Source organism: Phycisphaeraceae bacterium (genome assembly GCA_020639155.1).
In the GTDB taxonomy this organism is placed as follows: Bacteria; Planctomycetota; Phycisphaerae; order Phycisphaerales; family UBA1924; genus JACKHF01.
The window spans coordinates 196,277-218,919 of record JACKHF010000001.1 but is presented as its reverse complement, the minus strand read 5'-3'; the positions used below and the strand labels follow the sequence as shown (position 1 = coordinate 218,919).

Annotated in this window: 17 protein-coding genes; 13 read left to right on the top strand and 4 right to left on the bottom strand. The window is 53.9% G+C overall.

Annotated elements, in window-relative coordinates; all coding sequences use genetic code 11:
* Positions 1–110: 110 nt before the first annotated feature.
* On the bottom strand, positions 111–749 hold the full coding sequence (locus tag H6815_00935) for a hypothetical protein (GenBank protein MCB9858990.1): 639 nt from the start codon (positions 747–749) through the stop codon (positions 111–113).
* Positions 750–1,001: 252 nt separating this feature from the next.
* Here H6815_00935 and H6815_00930 point away from each other — a divergent pair, with 252 nt between their 5' ends.
* From H6815_00930 to H6815_00920, 3 genes are all read left to right on the top strand, one after another.
* On the top strand, positions 1,002–2,795 hold the full coding sequence (locus tag H6815_00930; protein ID MCB9858989.1) for a sodium:alanine symporter family protein: 1,794 nt from the start codon (positions 1,002–1,004) through the stop codon (positions 2,793–2,795).
* Between the two features lie 97 nt (positions 2,796–2,892).
* Positions 2,893–3,405 (top strand): N-acetyltransferase, encoded by a 513-nt coding sequence (locus H6815_00925; protein ID MCB9858988.1) that lies wholly within the window; start codon positions 2,893–2,895, stop codon positions 3,403–3,405.
* 174 nt (positions 3,406–3,579) lie between these two features.
* Positions 3,580–3,942, top strand: a complete 363-nt coding sequence (locus tag H6815_00920; GenBank protein ID MCB9858987.1) for a hypothetical protein — start codon at positions 3,580–3,582, stop codon at positions 3,940–3,942.
* Between the two features lie 94 nt (positions 3,943–4,036).
* Here the strand turns inward: H6815_00920 and tig are convergent, their stop codons facing one another.
* Positions 4,037–5,419 (bottom strand): trigger factor, encoded by a 1,383-nt coding sequence (tig, locus tag H6815_00915; protein ID MCB9858986.1) that lies wholly within the window; start codon positions 5,417–5,419, stop codon positions 4,037–4,039.
* A gap of 277 nt (positions 5,420–5,696) precedes the next feature.
* A complete protein-coding gene (gene crcB / locus H6815_00910; GenBank protein MCB9858985.1) occupies positions 5,697–6,101 on the bottom strand; it encodes a fluoride efflux transporter CrcB in 405 nt (134 codons plus the stop codon).
* Positions 6,102–6,250: 149 nt separating this feature from the next.
* Between crcB and H6815_00905 the strand changes: the two genes are divergently transcribed.
* The 3 genes from H6815_00905 (at position 6,251) to H6815_00895 (ending at position 9,668) form a co-directional block, all read left to right on the top strand.
* Positions 6,251–7,309, top strand: coding sequence for a hypothetical protein (locus H6815_00905; GenBank protein MCB9858984.1), 1,059 nt, complete (start codon positions 6,251–6,253; stop codon positions 7,307–7,309).
* 108 nt (positions 7,310–7,417) lie between these two features.
* Positions 7,418–8,638, top strand: coding sequence for a PEP-CTERM sorting domain-containing protein (locus H6815_00900; protein MCB9858983.1), 1,221 nt, complete (start codon positions 7,418–7,420; stop codon positions 8,636–8,638).
* Between the two features lie 127 nt (positions 8,639–8,765).
* Positions 8,766–9,668, top strand: a complete 903-nt coding sequence (locus H6815_00895) for an alpha/beta fold hydrolase (protein MCB9858982.1) — start codon at positions 8,766–8,768, stop codon at positions 9,666–9,668.
* On the opposite strand, the gene H6815_00890 is transcribed toward H6815_00895, so the two are convergent.
* A complete protein-coding gene (locus tag H6815_00890; GenBank protein MCB9858981.1) occupies positions 9,657–10,058 on the bottom strand; it encodes a flavin reductase in 402 nt (133 codons plus the stop codon). The genes H6815_00895 and H6815_00890 overlap by 12 nt on opposite strands.
* Positions 10,059–10,410: 352 nt before the next feature.
* On the opposite strand from H6815_00890, the gene H6815_00885 reads away from it, so the two are divergent.
* The 7 genes from H6815_00885 (at position 10,411) to H6815_00855 (ending at position 22,641) form a co-directional block, all read left to right on the top strand.
* Positions 10,411–10,881, top strand: a complete 471-nt coding sequence (locus tag H6815_00885) for a hypothetical protein (GenBank protein ID MCB9858980.1) — start codon at positions 10,411–10,413, stop codon at positions 10,879–10,881.
* A 360-nt stretch (positions 10,882–11,241) separates the two neighbouring features.
* Positions 11,242–12,123 (top strand): hypothetical protein, encoded by an 882-nt coding sequence (locus tag H6815_00880; protein MCB9858979.1) that lies wholly within the window; start codon positions 11,242–11,244, stop codon positions 12,121–12,123.
* 213 nt (positions 12,124–12,336) lie between these two features.
* Complete coding sequence (locus H6815_00875; protein ID MCB9858978.1) at positions 12,337–13,176, top strand: spondin domain-containing protein; 840 nt, start codon at positions 12,337–12,339, stop codon at positions 13,174–13,176.
* A 360-nt stretch (positions 13,177–13,536) separates the two neighbouring features.
* The gene (locus H6815_00870) at positions 13,537–14,694 is read left to right on the top strand and encodes a hypothetical protein (protein MCB9858977.1); all 1,158 of its coding nucleotides are present in this window, start codon (positions 13,537–13,539) and stop codon (positions 14,692–14,694) included.
* Between the two features lie 223 nt (positions 14,695–14,917).
* Entirely contained in the window at positions 14,918–17,776 is a 2,859-nt protein-coding gene (locus H6815_00865) for a hypothetical protein (GenBank protein ID MCB9858976.1), read from the top strand.
* 315 nt (positions 17,777–18,091) lie between these two features.
* Positions 18,092–19,099 carry a hypothetical protein gene (locus tag H6815_00860; protein ID MCB9858975.1) on the top strand — a complete coding sequence of 336 codons (1,008 nt, stop codon included), beginning with the start codon at positions 18,092–18,094 and terminating at the stop codon, positions 19,097–19,099.
* A 281-nt stretch (positions 19,100–19,380) separates the two neighbouring features.
* Entirely contained in the window at positions 19,381–22,641 is a 3,261-nt protein-coding gene (locus H6815_00855) for a hypothetical protein (GenBank protein ID MCB9858974.1), read from the top strand.
* The last annotated feature ends 2 nt before the right edge of the window (positions 22,642–22,643 follow it).

Sequence of the window (22,643 nt, the reverse complement as noted above, 5' to 3'; positions counted from 1 at the left end):
TAAAGAAGGTCAGAAAGCTGGCGTATTTCGTTCTCGAGATGGGCTTTCAGATGAGAACGAGTCCTGTACTCCTTACAAAGTCCAAGTAGAGTTAAAGGGAGTCGAATCGGTTATTGTGAGACTGGCCACACTGCGATCGAGCACCACGCGTTTCCGATTCGATCCGTGATCGGTTGGCCGCGAATGATCGGTGATCGGAGGGCGACACCCCTGTCCAGCGCTCGCGTGAGGGCGATATCCAGATCGTGGCAGACCGTGCGTTCATCCGGCCCAAATGCCAGAATGGCGAGGGCACTGCGCTCGATCAGCGGATCTTCTGCCAGTTTTTCCACATCCGAGATGGGGAGTTGGATCAGTTCCTTCGACCATCCTGGGTTTGGGCGGACACCCCGCTCGCCGGTGATGAGCGCTCTGGCAAGTTTGATTTCCAGCCAGAAGCAGTCGCTGGGGTCTGCCAATCCTTTATGCGTTACAGCTTCTACTGATGAGCCAGCAAAGAGGGTGTCGGCAACAGCGGCACGCTCGCGTCGAACCTGCTCGGGATCGGCAATCGATGTTGAGCCTGCCGGGAGCAGCACGAAGTCGCAGCGCTGGCGATCGGTGAGTTTTGGCCCGGAAAGGGGCTTTCCGGGAAAAGGTTGCTCACGTATGCACGTCAGGTCAGGGAAGTCAGCGACGAACTGCTGCTTGATGATCTCGTGCAGTTCGAGTTCGGTGTGCATATCAACACCAACCGGTGACTGTTCCATAGCGAGGCGATTGTCAGCTGATGTGACAGCACTCGCGATCGATTCGCACAGATCGAGAGGGGTTGGGTTTTCGTTTGACATAGATGAGAGCACAGGAATGAGGACCAGAGTGTCTGCAATAGCCTATGACGAATGTCGGTTTTTCGCTGCAAAGCGAGGGTAGATGGTGTATGCTGTCAGTCCTGCTGGCAGAACGAGCACGATGCCAGTGATTGCATTGAACTGAACGAGCAAACGTAAGGGGCTGAATCTATGGCAAAGCTGATTGAAGCGTTTGGCATTATCGAGGGGCTTCTATGGCACGATTATGTGCTTTACACCATCCTGATTGTGGGTGTTCTCTTTACGATCTGGTCGGGCTTCGGGCAGTTTCGTGCGCTCACGCACGGTGTGCAGGTTGTTCGTGGCAAGTTTGACCACGCAGATGACCCAGGCGCAATCAATCACTTCCAGGCACTTTCGGCGGCTCTTTCTGCAACGGTTGGTCTTGGAAATATCGGTGGTGTAGCACTTGCTATCAGCCTGGGTGGACCCGGCGCAGTCTTCTGGATGTGGATTGTGGGTTTCTTCGGGATGGCTATCAAGATGACCGAAGTGTCAATGGCGATGCTGTATCGCAACACAGATGATAGGGAGAATCCCGAAGGTGGCCCGATGTGGGTTGCCGAGAAAGGATTCCGTGAGTTGTTCCCAGGGCTTGCGCGTTTCGGTGTGTTCCTTGCGGGCATCTTTGTTGTGACACTTCTGATCTCAACGGCGACTGGTGGCAACATGTACCAGGCATGGAACGTTGCTGAGATCACGCACAGTTATTTCCACATCGACAAGATTGTTACTGGTGTTATTCTGGCTGTAGTTGTTGGTGCAGTCATCATTGGCGGTATCAAGCGCATTGGAAATGTTGCTGGCAAAATCGTGCCGGTGATGTGCGGGATGTACTTCGTTGCTGCGGTTGTGGTGATCTTCATGAACATTGGCCAGGTTCCCGCATTACTCAGCATGATTGTTTCGTACGCATTCAGCCCGGGCGATGCTGCAGGTGCGTTCGTTGGTGGGACAGCAGGTTATGCGTTCCTTTGGGGCATGAAGCGTGCGCTATTCTCAAACGAAGCCGGACAGGGGTCAGCACCGATCGCGCACTCTGCTGCACGAACTGATGAGCCTGTTCGTGAGGGTGTTGTTGCTGGTCTTGAGCCCTTTATTGACACGATTGTTGTCTGCACACTTACTGCTCTTGTGATTCTTTCGAGCGGCATCTGGAATCGCACAGATGGCGAGGCACATCTACCAGCCGGCACAGTCATGGTCGAATCAGAAGGTGGGTGGAAGCCGAGCGAGGTTGTGCTTCCTGCTCGAGTTGATGAGTCACCATGGAACACTGGCGAGAAAGTATTCGTTATCGCCGAAGTTCCTGCAAATCCAGAAAATGCCAATGTACCGATGAACGCCGATTCTGGCAACAACCTGGTGCGTGTTGGTGGTGAAGTGATTGAAGATGAGAACAGCGTCCAGAAAGTGAAATGGGAAGCGGTAAAGTCGCCTCACGGTGCGCCTCTTATTCAGGTATTCGATGAGAACGGTGTGTCCCGTGCAGCGAGTTCTGAAGATGTGGTCATGCTCTTTGATGATTATCAGGGAGCAACACTTACGGCGCAAGCATTTGATCGTGGAACAGGAATGCCGTTAGGTATGTACCTTGTGACAGTTGCAGCGTGGCTGTTTGCCATCTCAACGATGATCTCATGGTCCTATTACGGTGAACAGGGTGTAGCCTACTTGGTTGGTCGAAAGTTTGTTATGCTCTATAAGATCATCTTCTGTGCACTCATTGTTGTGGCTTGTACCCCGCTTCTCCCCAACGACAAGGCGGTTGGCACACTCACAGGATTCGGCACTGGTGTGATGCTCTTTGCAAATATTCCGATCATGCTTATCTTCGGTGCGGTGACAATGAAGCGATACCATGAGTACATGGGCAAGCTCAAGCGTGGCGAGTTCCATGAGCATGCAGCCCGTTCGATACATGATCTGACGGACGGAGATTAACCACCAATACTGTATTGATGTGCATTCCGGCGATGAGAGCGAGCAGTTCGTTCTCATCGCCGGTTGTTTGTCGGGCATGGGCGGGAAACGATAGATCATGCGATCACCACGCCTGCTCACGCCAGAGGATGCCGATGCATTCTGCGAACTGCGCAGGCGCGCACTTGTCGATACACCATGGGCGTTCATCGGTGCGCCGGGTGATGACCCAGCTTCCAATCCGGTTCACATGAAGGAGTATCTCGCTGGTCTTGAGCAGTGTGTTGCTGGCATGTTTGACCCCGATGAACCAGCAAAGCTTGTCTCTGTTGCTGGGATCAGTCGTGTCGATCGAGTCAAAGCGAGGCATCGCGCGTATGTGTGGGGGGTGTACACCGATCCTGCACACCGAGGCCGAGGGTATGGGAAGGCAGTGATGCGCGCAGCGATTGATGTTGCACGATCGTGGGATGGAGTTGAGGTCATCGGGCTGTCAGCATCAGCAAACTCGCCCGACGCAGTTGCTGTCTATCAGGCGTGCGGGTTTGCGGTGTGGGGTGTCGAGAAAGACGCGATTCGTCTTGATGCCAAGCCGTACGACGAGGTGTACATGCAACTCGATCTGATGTGAGCAGCGGGGTGCCATTCCCGAATCGGGGAGAAATCCGTCCGAATAAACAGTCATGTTGGAACTTTTCTGCGTGCTGGCTGCGAATATACTTGGAGCCGAGCAGTGTGTCAATGGAAGATGCAACTGCAACGGTTGCATCTGCCGATGAATTTATCGGCGTATCGGAGACGATCTGTGCCCCAAAACTGGCTCAAACGAATCAGATTGACTGTGCTGACGACAGTGACCATCGTCGCGATTCTTGCGTGGTGGGTGGTGTCCATTGCTGCTCTGCCTGCACTTCCCGTGGTGGGCGTGGCGGTTGCTGGCGTCGCTGTTGTGGTCAATGTTGTGGCTGCGAAGCTTCGGCCAAATACACTGTCCTGCTATAACTGCTCACAGGATCTCACGAAGCAGCCTGTCGGTGTGTATGGTGTGGTTTGCCCGGAGTGCGGTGCGATCAGTCAACCGATCCAGCACGACGCGACGGATGCGATGCTTGCGTTTGATGACACATCTGATGATGAGTTATCAGATCGAACGATTGAGCAGGCTTGAACATTGGATAAGCGAACGTAGAAAACGCGAGAGGTGGTGTGTGACCCTCTCGCGTTTCTTGTTTTTCGGTTTCAGCGTGCCTCTTTCGGCTGGCTCAGGCCGGCTGGAGTTCCTTCATCGCGTTGTTGAACGCGTCAACATCCATCTCCTCAATCTTGCCCTTAGCAACGATCGCGTCGAGTGTCTTGTGCTCGCGGATCTGGTTGAATATCATGCCGATCTGATTGTGCTGGATAAGCTGCTGGCGGAGCTTGTCCGGGCGCTGGTTTTGTTCCATCGCGAGCTGTGCGATGCGCCCATTGATCTCGGCTTCGGTGACCTTCACGTCGAGTTCTTCCGCAACTCTGTTGAGAATGAAGAACAGCTTAAGCTCGCGCTGGGCCATGTCGGTTGTCTGTGAGCGAAGCTCGCCGATGTGCTCCTCAATCTTCTGCTGATCAACGCCGCGGTACATAAGTTCGTACCGCTGCTGATCGAGCTTGCGACGTGCCTGGGCTGTCGAGAGCTTCTCGGGAAGCTCCATCGTTGTGTTGTCGATGAGGTGCTTCGCAACCTGCTGGCGCATGAGAGTCTGCTGACGGATCAGCACGCGCTGCTCAAGACGTGATCTGATGGCATTCCTGAACTGTTCTTCGTCCTCGAATCCGAACATGCCGAGCAGTTGTGAAACATCTGCGGCGATGATACGGTCGACGCGCGCGATCTCATACTCAATGACGACGTCTGTGCCACGAAGATCCTCAACCTCGTGGTTGTCAGGGCCCTTGGCTTTGATGGTGATTTTGTCGCCAGCCTTGGGATGACCAACCTGCTTACCGAGATCATCGACAGCAATCCCGAGGATCATGCCTTTGCCCTCTTTGTCAGGGGTCGGAATCTGGACAACTGCGCCGTTGATGTTGTAGAACTCCTTCTCTTTGTCCTTGGCGCTTGTCATGATTGCATGACCGGTGACATAGTCGCCATCAGAGGCCTCATCTTGTGATTCCAGATCGCCCTCGTTGATGCAGATCCGATCGAGTTCCTCCTGCACCATTGCATCAGTGACTTCGAGCTTTGGCTTTTTGATATCAAGATCTTCGAACTTCGGCAGCTCAAACTCGGGGAGAACCTCGACTTCGACCTCGAACTTGAGTGGTTTGCCAGTTTCGAGTTTGATGTCCTTCAGTGTTTCGCTTGTGGGCTCACCGATGACCTTGAGTTTGTGCTCATCAACCGCCTCCTGGTAAGCGGATGCAACGAGCTGGTTTTTGGCTTCTTCACGCACATGGTTACCAAACTTGCGTTCGATAAGTGATTGCGGAGCTTTGCCCTTGCGGAATCCCGGGAGTTGAGCTTCGGCGGCGAGTGTTGCTAGTGAATCGCCGATGTTTGCATCGACCACGTCCGCTGGAATCTCGATGGAGATCTTCTTTGCGCAAGGTCCTGCGTCGGCGATTGTGACCTTGTTCTTGGAATCTGTTGCGGTATCTGCCATTGATCGTCATCTCCGTTGCATGGTCGCCGGCGCGGGCCAGATATTCGTTTTGATGTGGGGTCAACCAGACCTCACCCATGTGTGCGCATGGGCGCGGCAATTGTGGAATGTGTGTGGAAGGGGCGCAAAGAGTTTGCGACCTGTCCCACCACCAAACAGCGCGAATCGAATCCTAGCCCGCAGGCGGTAGGCTTGCGAGCACCTTGGACGTGTTCAGTACGAATGAATGAGCAGAGATACGTATGTTCGCTCACTCGTATGAGTAGATTCGAGGGGGTCAGGCTGGCGTGCCCGTGCCCGGCACAGTGCCGCCGATCAATGTTCCGATCCAGACTCCGACAAGTCCGAGGACCACATTGGCAAGAATCCAGCATCCTGCTGCGATGAGCTTTCCGGTTGATAGCCACGACCACGTCTCATAACCAAACGTTGAAAACGTTGTCAGTGAACCCAGGAGGCCGGTCACGAGCATGAGTTTGGTTGGATCCTGTGGTGGACGATCGCCGAGGATGCCCTCAAGCAGCCAGCCAATTGCCACGCAACCAATGACGTTGACACACAGTGTTGCCCATCGGGGGTCATTGAGCCCGAGTTTCAGAGCAACTGATGTGGTGGCGTACCGTGCGAGAGCGCCAATGCTTCCGCCCACTGCAACAGCCGCAACTTGTTGGAACCCAGCCATGATCACACTGTAGATCTGCAAGGACGCCCGAGAATGAGGCGCCTCATTTCGTTTGGCAGAATCCGCCTCATGCAGTACACTGCAGGCATCTGCAGCCTGCCTGCGTCAGGTGCCTGCTGCAACTGAGCACAAGAGAATGGAGAGAGATCATGGTCTTCCACGTTATGCGGATCGGTGCAGTTTCATTGATGGTGTGTGCGGGTACCGTCTTTGCTGGACCAACAACGTACAGCGTTGCTATTGATCAGGCACAATCATCGGTCGGTATTCAAACCGACGCGATGATTCCGATCGATGGAGCGCTCATCGGCAACTACGACCCGACAACGAATCCAACCGGCACGCAGACACGCCCTGGCCTCTTCGGCGGCTCCGGGAACAATCCCATCGATATGTCGATGGATCTGCACACCGTATTAAACGATTCCTCTACGCCGATTGGCGCATTTGATCTGGTGCTTGATGAAGTTGGCGGCGTTGCTGAGATTGCAAACTTTTCACTTGACGCGCTCGGCGGTACACCAATCACAGTGAATGTTGAAGGCGATGTGCAGTACAGCTCATTTAACACAATCAACCCGACCTCAGCATACATCGGTGGGATCACGGTCACAATCCCGCTTGGTTCAGGCGAGGTGACACAGTTTGATATCGTGCAGGATGGCACAGCAGTTGGTTCGATTGTGCCGACAGGTCAACCAAACGAGTATCTGTTGAGTGTCGGCGTGCCCGCGCAGATGATGATCACAATCGACGCTCTCGGGCAGCCGGTTCCTGTGCCTCCGACACCGATCCTTATCCCGGTGACTGGAACGTTCACTGTTGCTTCGGGTCATGTCGACATGTCTATTTCTTTCCAGAGCGTGAATAACGCGCCAACACCTGCAGCACCCGGTGCACTGGTGAATGTGCCGTTTGATCTGCCAACGATCCTGCCTCCCGGGAGTACAGCGCACATTCTTCTGAATGCTGATGTGCTCGAGGGGATGATCGATTCAACAATCGATGTTGCGATTGTTGCGGGTGGCGATGCAACCGGGTGCTATCCCGATTGTGACACGAGCGGATCACTCAATATCTTTGACTACATCTGCTACGGCAATGCCTACAGCACAGGCGATCCATACGCAGACTGTGATGGCAGCGGCTCGCTGAACATCTTCGACTATATCTGCTATGGCAATGCGTACGCGGCAGGATGCCCGTAAACACGTGATGACATTCCAAAGTCTTTTCGACGCCCGGGTTTGTATCCGGGCGTTTTTTCAATAGGGATGTCACAGTGAAATCTCGCTTCACTATGAAGGAGGTACCACATGAAACACAACGGTTTCACAACGATCTTTGTTCTTGCAGCATGTACTGGGGCAGTCTGCGCTCAATCGAGTTTTCAGGGCATCGGGTTCCTATCAGGCGCAGGACACCGCAGCTATCCGTACGACATTTCCGGCGACGGATCGACTGTTGTTGCGTATGCGCTCGACACAAACGGCGCGGGCCAGCCAGCACGCTGGACCAAGTCTGGCGGGCTTGAATCACTTGGTGAAATTCCCGGGGCGTGGTCGCTGACAGCAAATGGCGAGGCGCTTGGCGTGAACTACGACGGGTCGGTCATTACAGGATCATCGCCCGGCGCGCTGGGGCGTGAAGTGTTCCGATGGACACAGGCGACCGGCATGGTTGGACTTGGCGATCTCAACTCGCTCTCGATCACACAGGCATACGGGCGTGCGATTTCTGATGATGGTGCTGTAATTGTCGGGCAGGGCGATTACAGCTACGGGCTTCCGGGACCGTTGTATGGCGAATCGTTCAGATGGACAGAATCGAGTGGGCTTGTGGGGCTTGGGCATCTGACTTCGCCGCCAGCGCAGCAGTATGGGATTGCGATGGGTTGCTCTTCAAACGGAGATGTTGTAGTTGGTTGGGCAACGACGCCGAACGGCACAGAAGCGTACCGATGGACAGAGTCTGCAGGCATGGTTGGGCTGGGTGATGTTGCGGGTGGTGCGGTTGATTCTGGTGCGACCGCGTGCTCTGCCGACGGCAACACAGTCGTGGGTTGGGTCAGAACAGAGCTTCGGTACGAGCCAGCGTACTGGACCGAGTCAATTGGCTGGACGAGTCTGGGGACAGGCTGGAGTGCTGGTATCGACAACTACGCTGGAGACTGCACGCCGGATGCGTCCGTGATTGTTGGTGCGCTGAATATCACATACGGTGGGGTGGTTGGTGCTGAGATTAGTGGCGACGCGTTTATCTGGGACGCAACAAATGGCATGCGCAATATCAAAGATGAACTGATGCTCGGCGGTGTGACCGATGTTGCGGGCTGGACGCTGCTTGGCGCATCAGGCGTATCGCATGACGGCAAAACAGTTGCTGGTATCGGCATCAATCCACAAGGCGAGTATGAGGGATGGGTTGCGACGCTCTCTGGCGACAGCGCCTGCTACGCGGACTGCGATGAAAATGGATCTCTCAATATCTTTGATTACATCTGTTTCGGGAATGCGTTCGCGGCCGGGTGTCCGTGAGTGTGTTTGTAAGCATGATCCTCATAGAGTGGGAATCTGTCTCGAAAGAGAGAGGAAGAAGAGAAGGCAAAGCTCGGGGAGAGATCTCTGAGCTTTGTATTATTCTGTGATCGTCAGCGGTTGACTCATGCGGGCAGTGTGTGATGATCCTGTCATGCACGTGCCCGGCAATATCCCCGCGAGATTCAGTCAGTTTCCGAAGTCACTCTCTGATCGTGCGGTGTTGACGCGTCTTGGCCCTGATGTGCCTGCGCTGCTTGCGCACCCTGATGGAGAAACGCCAGTTCCTGTTGTGCTCTGGCTGCACGGACGGAGTGTGTTCAAGGAACTCGATCCAGGCCGATATTTGCGCTGGATCCGGAGCGGAATCGCTGCGTGTGCGATTGATCTGCCGGGGCACGGTGAACGCACGATCGAGGGCTGGAATGGGCCGGAGCACACGCTCGATGTTCTTGAGCAGGTGATTGGTGAGATTGACGACGTGATAGACGATCTTTCACGCTCGGAGCATGCGCACTTGTATGACACGTCGCGCGTTGCGATCGGTGGGATGTCCGCAGGCGGTATGGCTGCGCTGCGAAGACTGTGCGAGCCGCACCGGTTTGCGTGCGCAGCTGTCGAAGCAACGTGCGGCGATCTTGAAACAATGTACTTTGGTGATAGTGAGCGTGTTGTGCGCACAAGGACGGATGATGCGGATACGGATCGCCGGTCCTCGTGGCCGATTGTGCATGATAGAGAACGTGTGTTGAAACTCAGCGCAATGGAACATCTCAGTGGGTTCGATCCAATCCCATTCCTCGCAATCCATTCGGAAGCTGATCGTGTTGTGCCGTTTGATGCGCAGGCAAAGTTTATTGATGCATTGCGATCACACTATGAACGCAGCGGGTCAGATGCATCGATGATCGAGTTTGTTCATTGGACAGAAACCGGTGCGCCGGACGAGCACAACGGATTCGGGAATCGTGCAAACGATGCAAAGAACGCGCAGACATCATTCTTTGTGAAACATCTGCTAGAGCGGTAGTGGTAAACGACTGAGCGCGATCGCGTCAACGACACGGCCCACATACATCTCATATTCATCCTCAAGATCAATGTGACGCACCATCACGCAGTCGACGACAAACGTGCAGTGCATGAGTATGGGCGAGCCAGTTGTCAACGTTGTGTGCGGAAGCGCGTCGAACTGATCAAGATCCTCATCGGGGATGCGTGTGCTCGCGAAGGTTTTCTGGACAAGCATGCTTGCAGTTGATACCTCGGCAACAGAGAAGGCGCCCGAGTCGCGGATGAGTTGTTCGATCGCGTGTCCCTTGCGCAGGGAGACCGCGACCATCGGCGGTTGGGTGCAGCATTGATGCACCCATTCAACAGCGGTGCCCCCGCGTTCATCCTCGAATGCTGATGCCAACACGTATCTGCCTCGTTGGAAATGCGAGAGTGCTCGTGCAACTCGAGACTCGGTAGATTCTCCCGAGCCATTCTTTCGAACGAGCGGTGGTCGAAGCGAGTTGGGCATCACCAGTCTTTACGTATGAACCCGTGCTTCGGGTGCTTCAGATTTGATGAATGCGATGTTCACCTGAGATAAGCAGAACACAATCCAAACACAGAGATTTTTTCTGTCAATTCGAGCAGATTTTGTGTGTAGACTACAGAGAAATCGGGAAAGAGGGCGATGAGTGGGGAAGAATCCCATGTCATCCCATCACTCGACATGAGTCCTCCCATGAACAACCTCGCAACCCAAACGACCGAGACACCCCTTGCTGTTCACAGGCCACTCCGAGCACACGATCGACGCGAAGCTGCGACTTGCAGTGCCAGCGAAGTATCGCAAGCAGTGGGACGAGGCTCGGGACGGAACGATGTGGTACTGCGTCCCGTGGCCGGACGGCTCGCTGAGGCTGTATACCCAGAAAACATTCGAGCACCTTTCGGATCAGGAGCCGCAGACGTTGACACCCAACGCGGACACGGCTGCCCTGGAAGAGATGTTTGCTCTGGCCGAACCGATGACGATGGATGGTCAGGGCAGAGTCGGATTGCAGCGATACCAGCTGGAACTGGCGGCACTGACACCATCCGAGGGCGAATCGACGATCGACGTTGTGATCATCGGCAAACGGAACCGTCTGGAAATACGAGACCGCAAATCGTGGGCCGCTGGGCTCAAGGAACGGTTCCAGCGACTGCCGGAAGTGGCAGAACGAGTGAGTGCCAAGCAGCGTCAGTGAGATCGAGGAACTCGATGCTGAGAACTCCAGGCAGACTCGCTGGCAGTGATTTTTCCGAACCAGAGATGTTGACAGACACCGCCATCATCTTTATGCCAGGCCGCGAGATCTGAGAGAGAAAGGGCGGGAGTAGGAGAGATCCTGCGAGCCTGCCATTTACACCACCACCAGGACGACGGAAGCTCCACCACCACCACCATTCCTCCCGGCTTTCGTTGTCACAAGCTCTGCCCGCTCCGCGTCCCCGGAGCGGGCGGTTTTTTCTTTACTCCTTTTTGTTCAGGAATAGGTGCGGCTCTCGATGATTCCAGTGTAAACTGCACATCTGCGGGCGTGGTTGCCCCCACTGGAGTATTGTGTATGCGTACGTTGACAGCTGTCGTTGCCTCTCTCATTCCGTTTGCATCAGTGCTGGCTCAGGACACGCTGTACGCTCTGGAAAATCCCACGTTCCCGCTCCTCCATACGCTGGATACAAGCAATGGAGCTGCGCTGACATCGGTGCTGGTGACTGGGCAGGAAGCGCTCTTCGGCGGACTTGGCGTTGGGAATGGTGTGCTGTACACCATCGACGGGTATAACGATGGCAATCCGGATCGGTTGTTTTCTATCGACCCCTCAACCGGAAATGGGATGGTGATCGGTTCGACCGGTGAGAACTGGAACTTCCGGTGTGTTGATGTGCATCCTTCGACGGGTGTGATCTATGCAACGCGCGATAATGCGCTGTACACGATGGATCCGAATACAGGTGCGGCGTCGCTCGTTTCCGCACTGAGCGCACCAACGCTCGACCAGCTCACAGCCTTTGCGATCGCGCCGGATGGAATGGCATACGGCACAGATATTGGTGATACCGGGCTCTTTCGGATTGAACTGTCGACCGGGGCAATGACGCACATCGGAGATATTGGTGGCAGTGGCAACTGGTATGAGGATCTCGCAATAAACTCGGCTGGCCAGATGTATGGCGCTCGGTCACAGGGAAGTGTGTACATCATCAACCTAGCGACAGCGCAGGAAACATTCGCGTTCGGCGGCGTCTACCGAGGGCTTGCGTTCGCGTATGACAACTGCTATCCGGACTGCGATGGCAGCGGCGCATTGAACGTCTTTGACTATATCTGCTTCGGCAACGCGTACGCGAATCTTGATCCGTATGCCGACTGTGATGGCAGCGGATCATTGAACATCTTTGACTACATCTGCTTTGGGAATGCGTACGCCAGCGGATGTCCATAACTGATTGGCAAGTGTTTGGTTGATGGTTGTGTTCTCATCTGATTTTTTTCTTGCAATCGTAAACAAGTGTTTGTTTTCGGTGAAGCTGTCAGTTTTCCTGTGTGAATACGACTCATAGTTGTACACTGAAACTGTTCGGCGCGTGTCACTTTGGATGTGTGCTGGATGTTGTGTGTTTGACAGATGAGCAGGATCAAGAACAGCGGAGCACACATGATGAAAACAAGAATCGCTTTATCAACGGCAGTTGGGATCTCATTGTTCATGATGCCGTGTGTCGCGCATGGCCAGTGGAACTCCAGGACATATCAAGTGACGTTTACCGCTGAGTGGAGTGCTGCGACACACCCGACATCGTTTCCGCCATCGCCCCATTTTTCTGGTGTTGTCGGTGGGGTTCACAACAGTTCGACGAAGCTCTGGGAGGATGGTCAGCTTGCATCGCCCGGGATCAAGTCGATGGCTGAGACGGGGAGCAAGACACAACTGCTTCAGGAAGTCAATGCGATGATTGGTGCGGGCTCAGCCTTGCATGCTGTGAGCGGAAGCGGGATCGGGCTTTCGCCTGGGTCGCTTACGTTCCAGATCGAGGTTCGTGACGACTACCCGCTCGTGACCATTGTGTCGATGATTGCGCCGAGTCCGGACTGGTTCGTCGGCACTGAATCGCTGAACTTGCGACCAAACGGACACTGGGAATCAGAGATTGTCGTTGACTTGTTCCCGTGGGATGCTGGCACAGACACCGGCGCAAACTACACGTCTGCAAACCAGGCAACAGTGCCACCTGTGTTGATCTCGTCGCTTCAGGGTACGAGTCCATTTGTTGGCAGTCCACGTCTCGGTACGATGACATTCACTGATTTGGGATATGCCTCTGGACAGTGCTATCCCGACTGTGACACTAGCGCCGCGCTGAACGTCTTCGACTACATCTGCTTCGGGAACGCGTACGCGAATCTTGATCCTTACGTCGATTGCGATCAGAACGGTTCGCTGAATATCTTCGACTATATTTGCTTTGGAAATGCGTATGCCAACGGTTGCAACTGAGCTGATGCTGGGTGTGGCGCATTCAAGGTGTGAGATGCCAGTAGAGCGATAGCGAATACCGATGCTCGTCAGAAACTGGTGGTGTAGATGTGCAGTTGTTGTGGTGTCAGAAATGGCTGGCCGCGGCATTTATTGCTTGTGTACGCTGATTGCATCGTGTAGCATGTTGCTTTTGGTGTGACCGGAATCATCATCATTGCGTACCAGCATGTGCGCATGCTTCAGGCTGCTGGAGACCGTTTGAAAGGGGAAGTTATGATGGCTCGTTTTTCCTCTGTTCTTACTAGCGCAGTCTTGGCTCTGGCTTTTATCGCTGGTGAAAGCGGTGCTTCTGCACAGTGCGAGCCGGAGTGGCAAGCCATGGGTTCTGGGATGAATGATATTGTGTGGTCGCTCATAGTGTTGCCTAACGGCGACTTGGTTGCGGGAGGCCCATTCAACACCGCTGGTGGCACGCCGGCGAATCATATTGCCCGCTGGGATGGCTCGAACTGGTTTCCTCTCGGTGTGGGGTTTACTGGTTCTGCGTTTTCGTTGGCCGTGCTGCCCAACGGCGACCTTGTCGCAGGGGGTAATTTCGCAATTGCTCGCTGGGACGGATCGGTATGGTCCGCCTTTGCAGTGGGGCTTTCAGGTTTTGTACGTTCGCTGGCCGTGCTTCCCAATGGCGATTTGATCGCGGGAGGCTATATCGAGACTGCCGGCAGCGTAACCGTGAACCACATCGCGCGTTGGGACGGATCTGCATGGTCTGCTCTTGGGTCTGGGATGAGTGGGCCGGGGTTCTTGTCGGTGAACGCGTTGGCTGTACTTCCAGGCGGCGACTTGGTTGCAGCAGGTTACTTCGAAACCGCCGGTGGTGTACTGGTGAACAACATCGCCCTCTGGGATGGCTCGAACTGGTCCGCTCTGGGTGGGGGGTTGTTTGGACCCGAAGTGCTATCGTTGGCCGTGCTGCCCGCCGGTGATCTGGTCGCGGGAGGTTTCTTCTACAATACTGGTAGTGGTGTGCCGGTGAACAATATCGCTCGCTGGGATGGTGCGAACTGGTCTGCCTTGGGAGGAGGTTTTTTAGACCCCAACGTGCTGTCACTGGTTGTGCTTCCCGATGGCGATTTGGTCGCGGCTGGGGACATCACCTTGAGCGGCAGCGGCATGCTGAACAATATCGCCCGCTGGGACGGCGTGAACTGGTCTGCCCTTGGGTTGGGGTTATCTGGAAGTGGCTTCCCAACCGTGCATTCGCTGGCTGTGTTGCCCAGTGGAGATCTAGTCGCGGGAGGCATCTTTGATACCGCTGGTGGTGTGCCGGCGAACAACATCGCTATCTGGTCCTGCGTGCCAACCTCGTGTTATGCCGACTGCGACGAGAACACGACGCTGAACATCTTCGACTACATCTGCTACGGAAATGCGTACGCAAACAATGAGCCGTACGCAGACTGTGATCAGAATGGTTCGCTGAATATCTTCGACTATATTTGCTTTGGAAATGCATATGCCAATGGTTGCAACTGAGTTCAGCGTTGCTTGTGCTTCGGCAGGCAAAGGAGAGAACACCATATTCCGCCCAAGCTCGAAAAGAGAGCCCTGGGGGTTGTCTATAACGTCCATATATGTGGACGGCTGCGCTATGTCGTATGAGCTTGAACGTGTTTTGGCTTATCCTACAGAGTTTGTGTCAGAGGATGTCACCTCCTGAGTATATTGGGTAGCCACGTACTCACTCCGGGAGATGATGATGAATCGTACAACTGCTTTGATGATCGCTGCTGGTGCTCTGGTTTCGGTTGCTGGGCAGGCGCGTGCCCAGACACAATACACCTGGCAGTTTGGCATCGGCAGTTGCTATATGGGCAGTTGCCTGCCGTACTGGAATGAGAGCGGGAACTGGACGCAAAGCACATGGGCTGGCGTTGGTGATCGCGTCGTGATTGATACCGGGCTGGGCGGGTCTGTCCAGTTCATCTGGCTCCAGCTGTACGGGTTCCCAGCACACTCGGGTGCTGTCCCGGTGCCGAGCGAACTCGTCGTGCCAACGAATGGGAACCTGGCTATCGGCGGTGTGGCAAACTACCCGGGGGTTGGGCCGGTGCAGAACCCGCTGGAGATGGTTGGCGACATCGTCATGAACGATGGGCAGATTATCATCTCCGATGTCACTGGAACACCAACAGGGTTGTATTTCGGGGATGTTGCGGGTGTGACCGCGCCAACCATCACGGGCTCCGGCATGATTGTGCTGGACACGAAAGTCAGTTTCAACACAGAACTGACAACATTTGGTCCCTACACGACGTTTGGTGCGACCTCGCTTCCGATGTTCCACGACGCGGGGCACACGATCAAGGGCATCGGCACTGTCCACGGCGACTTTGTGAACAGCGGCACGTTTCTCAATGACTTTGGATCGCAGTCCCGGCCGTTGCGTCTGCGAACGCCTGAGATCGTCCAGACATCGACCGGGCTGATCCGCGCAGATGGTGGTGGCGTGACGCAAGCCGAGGTGCATCTCGTTGGTGAGACCTTTGCAGGGATGAGAGTTGTCGGTGGAACGATCGGTGGTATTGGTGGCGGCATTATCCGCGTGTACCACGAAGACACCGTGTTTGAGTCGCTCACGGTGGATGGTCTGGTTCGAATGAATGGCGGTGTCCAGACACTGACATGCAAGGGCGACATTACCAACGACGGCGAGATCGTTCTGACGGGCGGAACCGGAGGTGTGGACGGCCACACCATCGCGATTGATGGCGATTCAACATGGTCGACGACGACGGGCGGTGATTTGCATCTCGGCGCGGTGAACAACATCGCGACGCGCGCAAAGATTGTTCCTGTCACGACCGGCGATGTGCTGACCAACGGTGCAAGCCATGCCATTCGCGGCAACGGCGAGATCCATATTGAGGTTGACAATCAGGGAATCATCAGCGGCGATGAGGGAACCGGCAATGGCTGGGATATGTGGTACCTGAACCCCGTACTGACAAACTCTGGAGACGTGCTGGCTGAGAACGGTGCGCAGCTGCACCTTGATGACGTGATGGTGACACAATCATCGACCGGTCAGATTCGCGGCATCGGTTCCGGAAGCGATGTGTTTCTGGAGACCGGCACTGTTGTTGTCGGTGGCAAGGTTGGTGGCATTGGTGATGGTGCAGTCATCGCACAGGATGGCAGCGCGATCGACACGCTGACGATCAACGGATTGCTGGAAATCAGCACATCTGGCACCGTTATCACGAACGGTGATATCACCAATACCGGCACAGTGCAGTTTCCCGCATCATTCAATGCAACGGAGCTTCAGTTTGCTGACAGCAGCACCTGGTCTGGGAATGGTGAGATTGTACTGAACACGTTCAACAACGGCACAGGGCACGCGAATCTTGGGTACAGCGATCCTGCCAATATCCTCACGAATGGTGCCGATCACACCATCCGAGGCAACGGTGATATCACAATCAACCTCAATAACCTTGGCACCGTCCAGGCAGACAAGGGCACGAACTGGATGATGAGATTGCGTGACCTTGACAAGTCAAACTCCGGCACAATGCGATCGATCAACGGCACTCGATTGGTTGTTGATGGCATCACGGTTACACAGTCTGCGACTGGTCAGATCGTTGCCGGTGCGGGTCCGAGTAAGGTGGACCTTCTCAACACCCCAGTGATCATCGGCGGCACTGTCGGCACAGAAGCCGATGGTATCTTTGAGATCGCTGATGCGACAACAGCGGTGCTTGATGGTGTTGCGACTGTCGGTCGTGTCGGCATAACAACCGGACGGACGATCGAGATACGAAACACGATCACAAACAACGGCGAGATCGTTGTTCATACACCCGTGCCAGGTTTCAACATTCACACGAAGCTCCATCGATCCGGCCCCGTGACAGTCACGGGCAACGGTCGCATTGTTGTGAACTCAACCGGTTCAAGCTCTCTCATTGCACAGATCAACTACAACACACTCGCGACCGATGTGTTCACAAACGCTGGCAACCATCGCATCGAGGGCAAGGGTGGGTTGCACGGGAAGTTCGTGAATGAAGCGGTCATTGCGCCGGGTTCTGACTATGTGAATCAGAACGATCTCACCGGCAGGCTCATCATGGTTGACGGTGGCATTGATTGCGAGCCCGCGTCCCGAATCGAGATGCAGATCGGCGGCACTGTGGCGACCGCAACCGTCGATGAGTACGACCGAATCCTCGGAGAGACAGGCACAACGTTTGAATGTGACGGCGAACTGATTCTGGAGAATATCAATGGGTTTGCCGGGCTCAATGCTGGCGAATTCATCGACATCATCGTTGCGCCGGGCGGTGTGACGGGGACATTTGACACGGTGACATCAATCGGTGGCGCAAGTTACGACGTGGTGTACATGTCCGATCGTGTGCGTCTGGAGATGGGCAGCAACTGCTACGCTGATTGCGATAGCAGTGGGGTACTGAACATCTTTGACTACATCTGCTTCGGGAATGCGTATGCGAACTTTGATCCTTACGCCGACTGTGATGGCAGCGGATCATTGAACATCTTTGATTACATCTGCTTCGGGAACGCGTACGCAGCGGGTTGCCAGTAATCAGAGTGTCTTTGGCAGCGGTTTCTTGTTCGGTATGTGCTGTGGTATCCAACGGATAGCACGCAGTCAAGGCTCGATCCCACTGATGTGTGGGTAGCGGGAAGGTGTCTCCACGAGTACGCTCTATTGCAATGCACTTTGTTCTGCGTTCTGAAGCGAATGAGGGGATGGATACACATGCGACGAACCAGTTGTAGTGTTTACTCATTGCCGGTCACGTGTGCGATTCTGTGCGTGGGATTGCGTTCTGTGCATGGACAGCAGTGTGTCCCAGTCCATATGGGATCCTTTCATACACCCCAATATGCGCGGGGTGTGGCTGTTGATGGTAATGTGGTGTATGTTACTGCGTTTACATCCGGGCTCTTTTCGGTTGATGTTACAAATCCGACATCGCCGATTCAGGTTGATTCATACGACACGCCAAACGATGCGCTTGATATTGCAGTTGTGGGTACATTTGCATTCGTGGCAGATGGTGCAACTGGCCTGCTTGTCTTCGATGTGAGTGATCCTGCGTCACTTCAGTTGATTGGGCAGGTTAACACGCCGGGAATTTCAACAGGTCTTGTAATTCAAGGTGACCGGGTGTATATAGCCGACGGAGATGGTGGATTGCAGATAGCTGACATCAGCAATCCTGCTCAACCAGCGTTGCTTGGTTCAATCGATACGCAGAGTGATGCAAAGGATGTAGCCATCACAGGAGACATCGCGTTTGTTGCAGCTGCATTCTTCGGGTTGGAATGCTTCGACGTGTCTGACCCTGTCTCTCCCAAACTGGTTGGATCTATTGCATTGCCCGGTGTAGCACAGGGTGTTGCGGTCGTTGGGTCGAATGTGTACTTCGCTGATGGTTCGGCTGGTTTGTATATCATTGATGTGAGCGACCCTTCTTTGCCGCAGATAGTTGGATCGTTGTCGACATTGCACGGCTCGACCGATGTTGTTGTGGACGGCTCGATTGCCTGTGTTGCTGATAGCTCGGCAGGTGTGCAGATTGTTGATGTCAGCAATCCCGCACTTCCAGTATTGGCCGGAACGTTCAGCACTTCGCATATCGCGTTTCGACTTGCAAAGAGAAACTCGACGGTGTTTGTTGCAGATGGTTTCTCGGGACTTCAGATAGGAGATATTGAGTCGTGTATGGCTGAGTGCTATCCGGATTGTGACAAAGACAATAATCTGAGCATCTTTGACTACATCTGCTTTGGTAACGCGTACGCGAATCTTGATCCTTACGCTGATTGCGATCAGAGTGGTTCATTCAATGTGTTCGACTACATCTGTTTCGGGAATGCGTATGCAACAGGATGTCCATAAGCCTTGGGGTGGAGCATCGAACGATTTGTTGCGCAATTGACCACGTGTTCAGATCTTGTTCAGCTTCCATCTTGCCAGGTTTATCGGTCCCGAAGCAAACACAAAGAAGCGATATTTTTTCCGATATTGCGCGAGTCTTGTCAGAATGTACTGTGATTTCTGTATAGTACTTTGCCCCCCGTTCTTGCGGGTGCATGTGCTATCTTGTGCGCACAGCAAGGCCAGTGTCAGAGTGACACATTGAACGTCATGCCGAAGAGAGTTTGAGAAGAGGAGAGATCATGAGCCGGACAACGAAGACTGTGATCGTAGCAGGACTTGCCCTTTCTGTATCCAGCGTTGCAAGTGCACAGCACGTATGGAGCAACTCAGGTGGCGGTTCATGGTTCGTCGGGGGCAACTGGAATCTCGGCACAGTGCCTGCTGTTGGAAACATGGTTCAGATTGGTGCTGGTGGCACGTACACCGTCTCGATGGACACCAACTCAGGTACATCCGCTGACCTTGCCATTACAAATGCGAATGCAACGCTCGCAATTGAGAGCGGTCGCTCATACTTCCTCAATGGTGGTATTGTCAACGATGGCTTGATTGTTGTGAATCCTAGTGCCGGGACAGCGTCCGCTTACATCCGGTTTGACAATAACGGATCGAGTATTACTGGAAACGGCGTGATCATGCTCAACGGTGTGGCTGCACTCAATGACGCCTATCTCACCTACGGATCGATCAACAACATCGTTACACAGGGGCCGGGCCACACGATCATGGGCAGCGGCGAGATCTACACGAATATGAACAACCTTGGCACAATCCTTGCCACCGGGACGGGCAACACGCTCCACTTGAGGACCACTCCGAAAGTGAACTCCGGTATGTTCACAGCATCCAATGACGGTACTTTGCAAGTTTCTGTGACGGTTGATCAGACGGGCGGTGGTGTCACCACCGCTGATAATGCGCTTGTGATGTCGGATGGAGCGACGTGGAATGGCGGGACGCTGCAATCGATCAATGGCGGCGAGATCGCTGTGACGGGAACATCGACTATGAACGATGTCGTGATGTATGGCGATGTCAATATTGACGCTGCCCAGTCGATCTATGTGCAGAACAACATTGAGAACAACGGTGTGATCACCGTGAACACGACCGGTGGTACATTGAGTTCAACAGTTCGGTTTGACACGAATGGTGCTTCGATTCTCGGCAACGGCATGATCGTGCTCAACGCTGTCGCCGCAAGCAATGATGCGTATCTCACGTACGGCACAATTGGTAACGTCATTACACATGGTCCTGACCACACAATCACAGGCAACGGAGAGATCTATACAAATCTAATTAATGAAGGAACGATCCTGGCGACGGGCGCGGGCAACACTATTGACCTGCGTACAACGCCGAAGACAAACAACGCCGACATCATTGCAGAAAACGGAGGCACCATTCTGCTGACCCAGACAATCGATCAGACTGGTGGCGGATTGCTGACAGCTGACAACGGCACCATCGCTTCGAGTAATGGTACGGTGGTTGGAGGGGTTGTGCAAACGATGAACGGCGGGTCGTTCCAGACTGATGGTTCCACGACGTTCGACAATGTCACATTGAACGGAGAGATGGACGTAAATACGAACAACTCTTTCTTTATTAAGAATGATCTAGTGAACAATGGCACCATTGTATTGAATCCGACAGGAGGAACACTTTCCTCAATCATGCGATTTGATACGCCTGACAAATCGATTCTTGGTACTGGCACGATCGTGCTCGCTGCCGACCAGGCGCTCGATGATGCGTATCTCACGTATGGTACAATCAGTAATGTCATAACACATGGCACCGATCACACGATCACGGGCAATGGTGAGATTTACACAAATCTGATCAATGAGGGGACAATCACTGCAGATGGTGTAGGCAACACCATCAGCTTGCGTACAACAAGCAAGACAAACAACAGTCTCATCCAGGCGATCAATGGCGGCGAGATATTCGTTAACAACATTACAATCAATCAGAACGGTGGCGGTCAGCTTGTTGCTGATACAGGCGGATTTGTGTCGCTCAATGGCGCCACAGTTGATGGTGGACTGATCGATGCTTCTGGCAGCTTTGCTCAGGTTGTCCTCAGTTCGACAATCGATGACATTGCGCTTGTTGGCACTCTAAATGTGAACGAGAGCAGAATGTTGTTTGTGAAAGATGTGTTGACAAACAATGGATCCATTATTGTCAATCCCACAGGTGGTGAACTCGCCTCTGCCGTTCGATTCGACACAAGTGGCACCGTGATCGATGGAAATGGTGAGATCGTCCTCAATGCAGACATTGCGATTGATGATGCGTATCTGACTTATGGCACTATCTCGAATGTGATAACAAATGGCGAGAATCACACGATCCGTGGCTCAGGCGAGATCAGAACAAATATTGACAACCGGGGACTGATCACAGCCGACGTTCCCGGCAAGACACTCCATCTTGAGACCACGGACAAGGCGAACCGCGGCACGATCCGCGCCGATGCAGGAACACTTGCTATCACGGGCATCACAGTTGACCAGAGCTCTGAAGTTGCGGGTACCATTGATGCGATCAACGGTGGCGTTGTTTTTCCGAGTGCTGCAACAATCGTCAACGGCTTTGTTAATGTGACGGGTGGTCAGATGATCATCGACAACGCAACAGCCTTTGATGGGGTGACGACTGATGGTCCTATTCATATTCCCGGTGCAGAAGAGCTTAGAGTAGTCAACCTTGGGTTCACGAACAATGGCACGATCCACGTGAACTCGGATGATTCTACCTTGGCAGCAACCGTTCGAATCAACACGAACGCAGTCACTATCGATGGCACCGGCGAGATCGTTCTTGACGCAACAGCAGCCTCCGATGACGCCTTTATTAACTATGGCACAATCACTTTCTCGTTTGTCAATGGTCCTCAGCACACAATCTCCGGCTCGGGTGAGATCAGACTGGACATGCAGAACGAAGGCACGCTCAGTCCAGGGCACGCAACACTGACGGGTGATCAGACACAGACGCTGTACTTCAATACCGCGTCGGATATTACATGTACGCCATCCAGCGTAATCAATATTGAGCTTGAGGGAGATCAGGCCGGCGAGTACGACTCCATTGAGGGAAGCTCCAGTCGCACATTCCAGTGTGGCGGCACACTCAATATTGAGCATCTTGGTGGATATGCGGGGCCGGCATGGGGAACCACCATCGACATTATCATTGCACCTGGCGGTGTGACTGGGCAGTTTGATACGGTGAATGTGCCAAGCCTTGGTTCTGATCGGTACGAACTGGTGTATCTGGCAGATCGTGTCCGTCTGCTGGTCACGTGCTATGCGGATTGCGATGCAAACTCAACGCTCAACATCTTTGATTACATCTGCTTCGGTAATGCATACGCGGGCAGTCCGACAAGTCAGTTGTATTCAGCGGATTGTGATGGAAGCGGTTCATTGAACATCTTCGATTACATCTGCTTTGGCAATGCATATGCAGCTGGATGTCCGTAAGC

Excerpts from the sequence above, each read along its gene's own strand:
- H6815_00935 (MCB9858990.1), bottom strand. The coding sequence starts at position 749 with ATGGAACAGTCACCGGTTGGTGTTGATATGCACACCGAACTCGAACTG.
- H6815_00930 (MCB9858989.1), top strand. The coding sequence starts at position 1,002 with ATGGCAAAGCTGATTGAAGCGTTTGGCATTATCGAGGGGCTTCTATGG.
- H6815_00925 (MCB9858988.1), top strand. The coding sequence starts at position 2,893 with ATGCGATCACCACGCCTGCTCACGCCAGAGGATGCCGATGCATTCTGC.
- tig (MCB9858986.1), bottom strand. The coding sequence starts at position 5,419 with ATGGCAGATACCGCAACAGATTCCAAGAACAAGGTCACAATCGCCGAC.
- crcB (MCB9858985.1), bottom strand. The coding sequence starts at position 6,101 with ATGGCTGGGTTCCAACAAGTTGCGGCTGTTGCAGTGGGCGGAAGCATT.
- H6815_00905 (MCB9858984.1), top strand. The coding sequence starts at position 6,251 with ATGGTCTTCCACGTTATGCGGATCGGTGCAGTTTCATTGATGGTGTGT.
- H6815_00900 (MCB9858983.1), top strand. The coding sequence starts at position 7,418 with ATGAAACACAACGGTTTCACAACGATCTTTGTTCTTGCAGCATGTACT.
- H6815_00895 (MCB9858982.1), top strand. The coding sequence starts at position 8,766 with ATGCGGGCAGTGTGTGATGATCCTGTCATGCACGTGCCCGGCAATATC.
- H6815_00880 (MCB9858979.1), top strand. The coding sequence starts at position 11,242 with ATGCGTACGTTGACAGCTGTCGTTGCCTCTCTCATTCCGTTTGCATCA.
- H6815_00875 (MCB9858978.1), top strand. The coding sequence starts at position 12,337 with ATGATGAAAACAAGAATCGCTTTATCAACGGCAGTTGGGATCTCATTG.
- H6815_00870 (MCB9858977.1), top strand. The coding sequence starts at position 13,537 with ATGGGTTCTGGGATGAATGATATTGTGTGGTCGCTCATAGTGTTGCCT.
- H6815_00865 (MCB9858976.1), top strand. The coding sequence starts at position 14,918 with ATGAATCGTACAACTGCTTTGATGATCGCTGCTGGTGCTCTGGTTTCG.
- H6815_00855 (MCB9858974.1), top strand. The coding sequence starts at position 19,381 with ATGAGCCGGACAACGAAGACTGTGATCGTAGCAGGACTTGCCCTTTCT.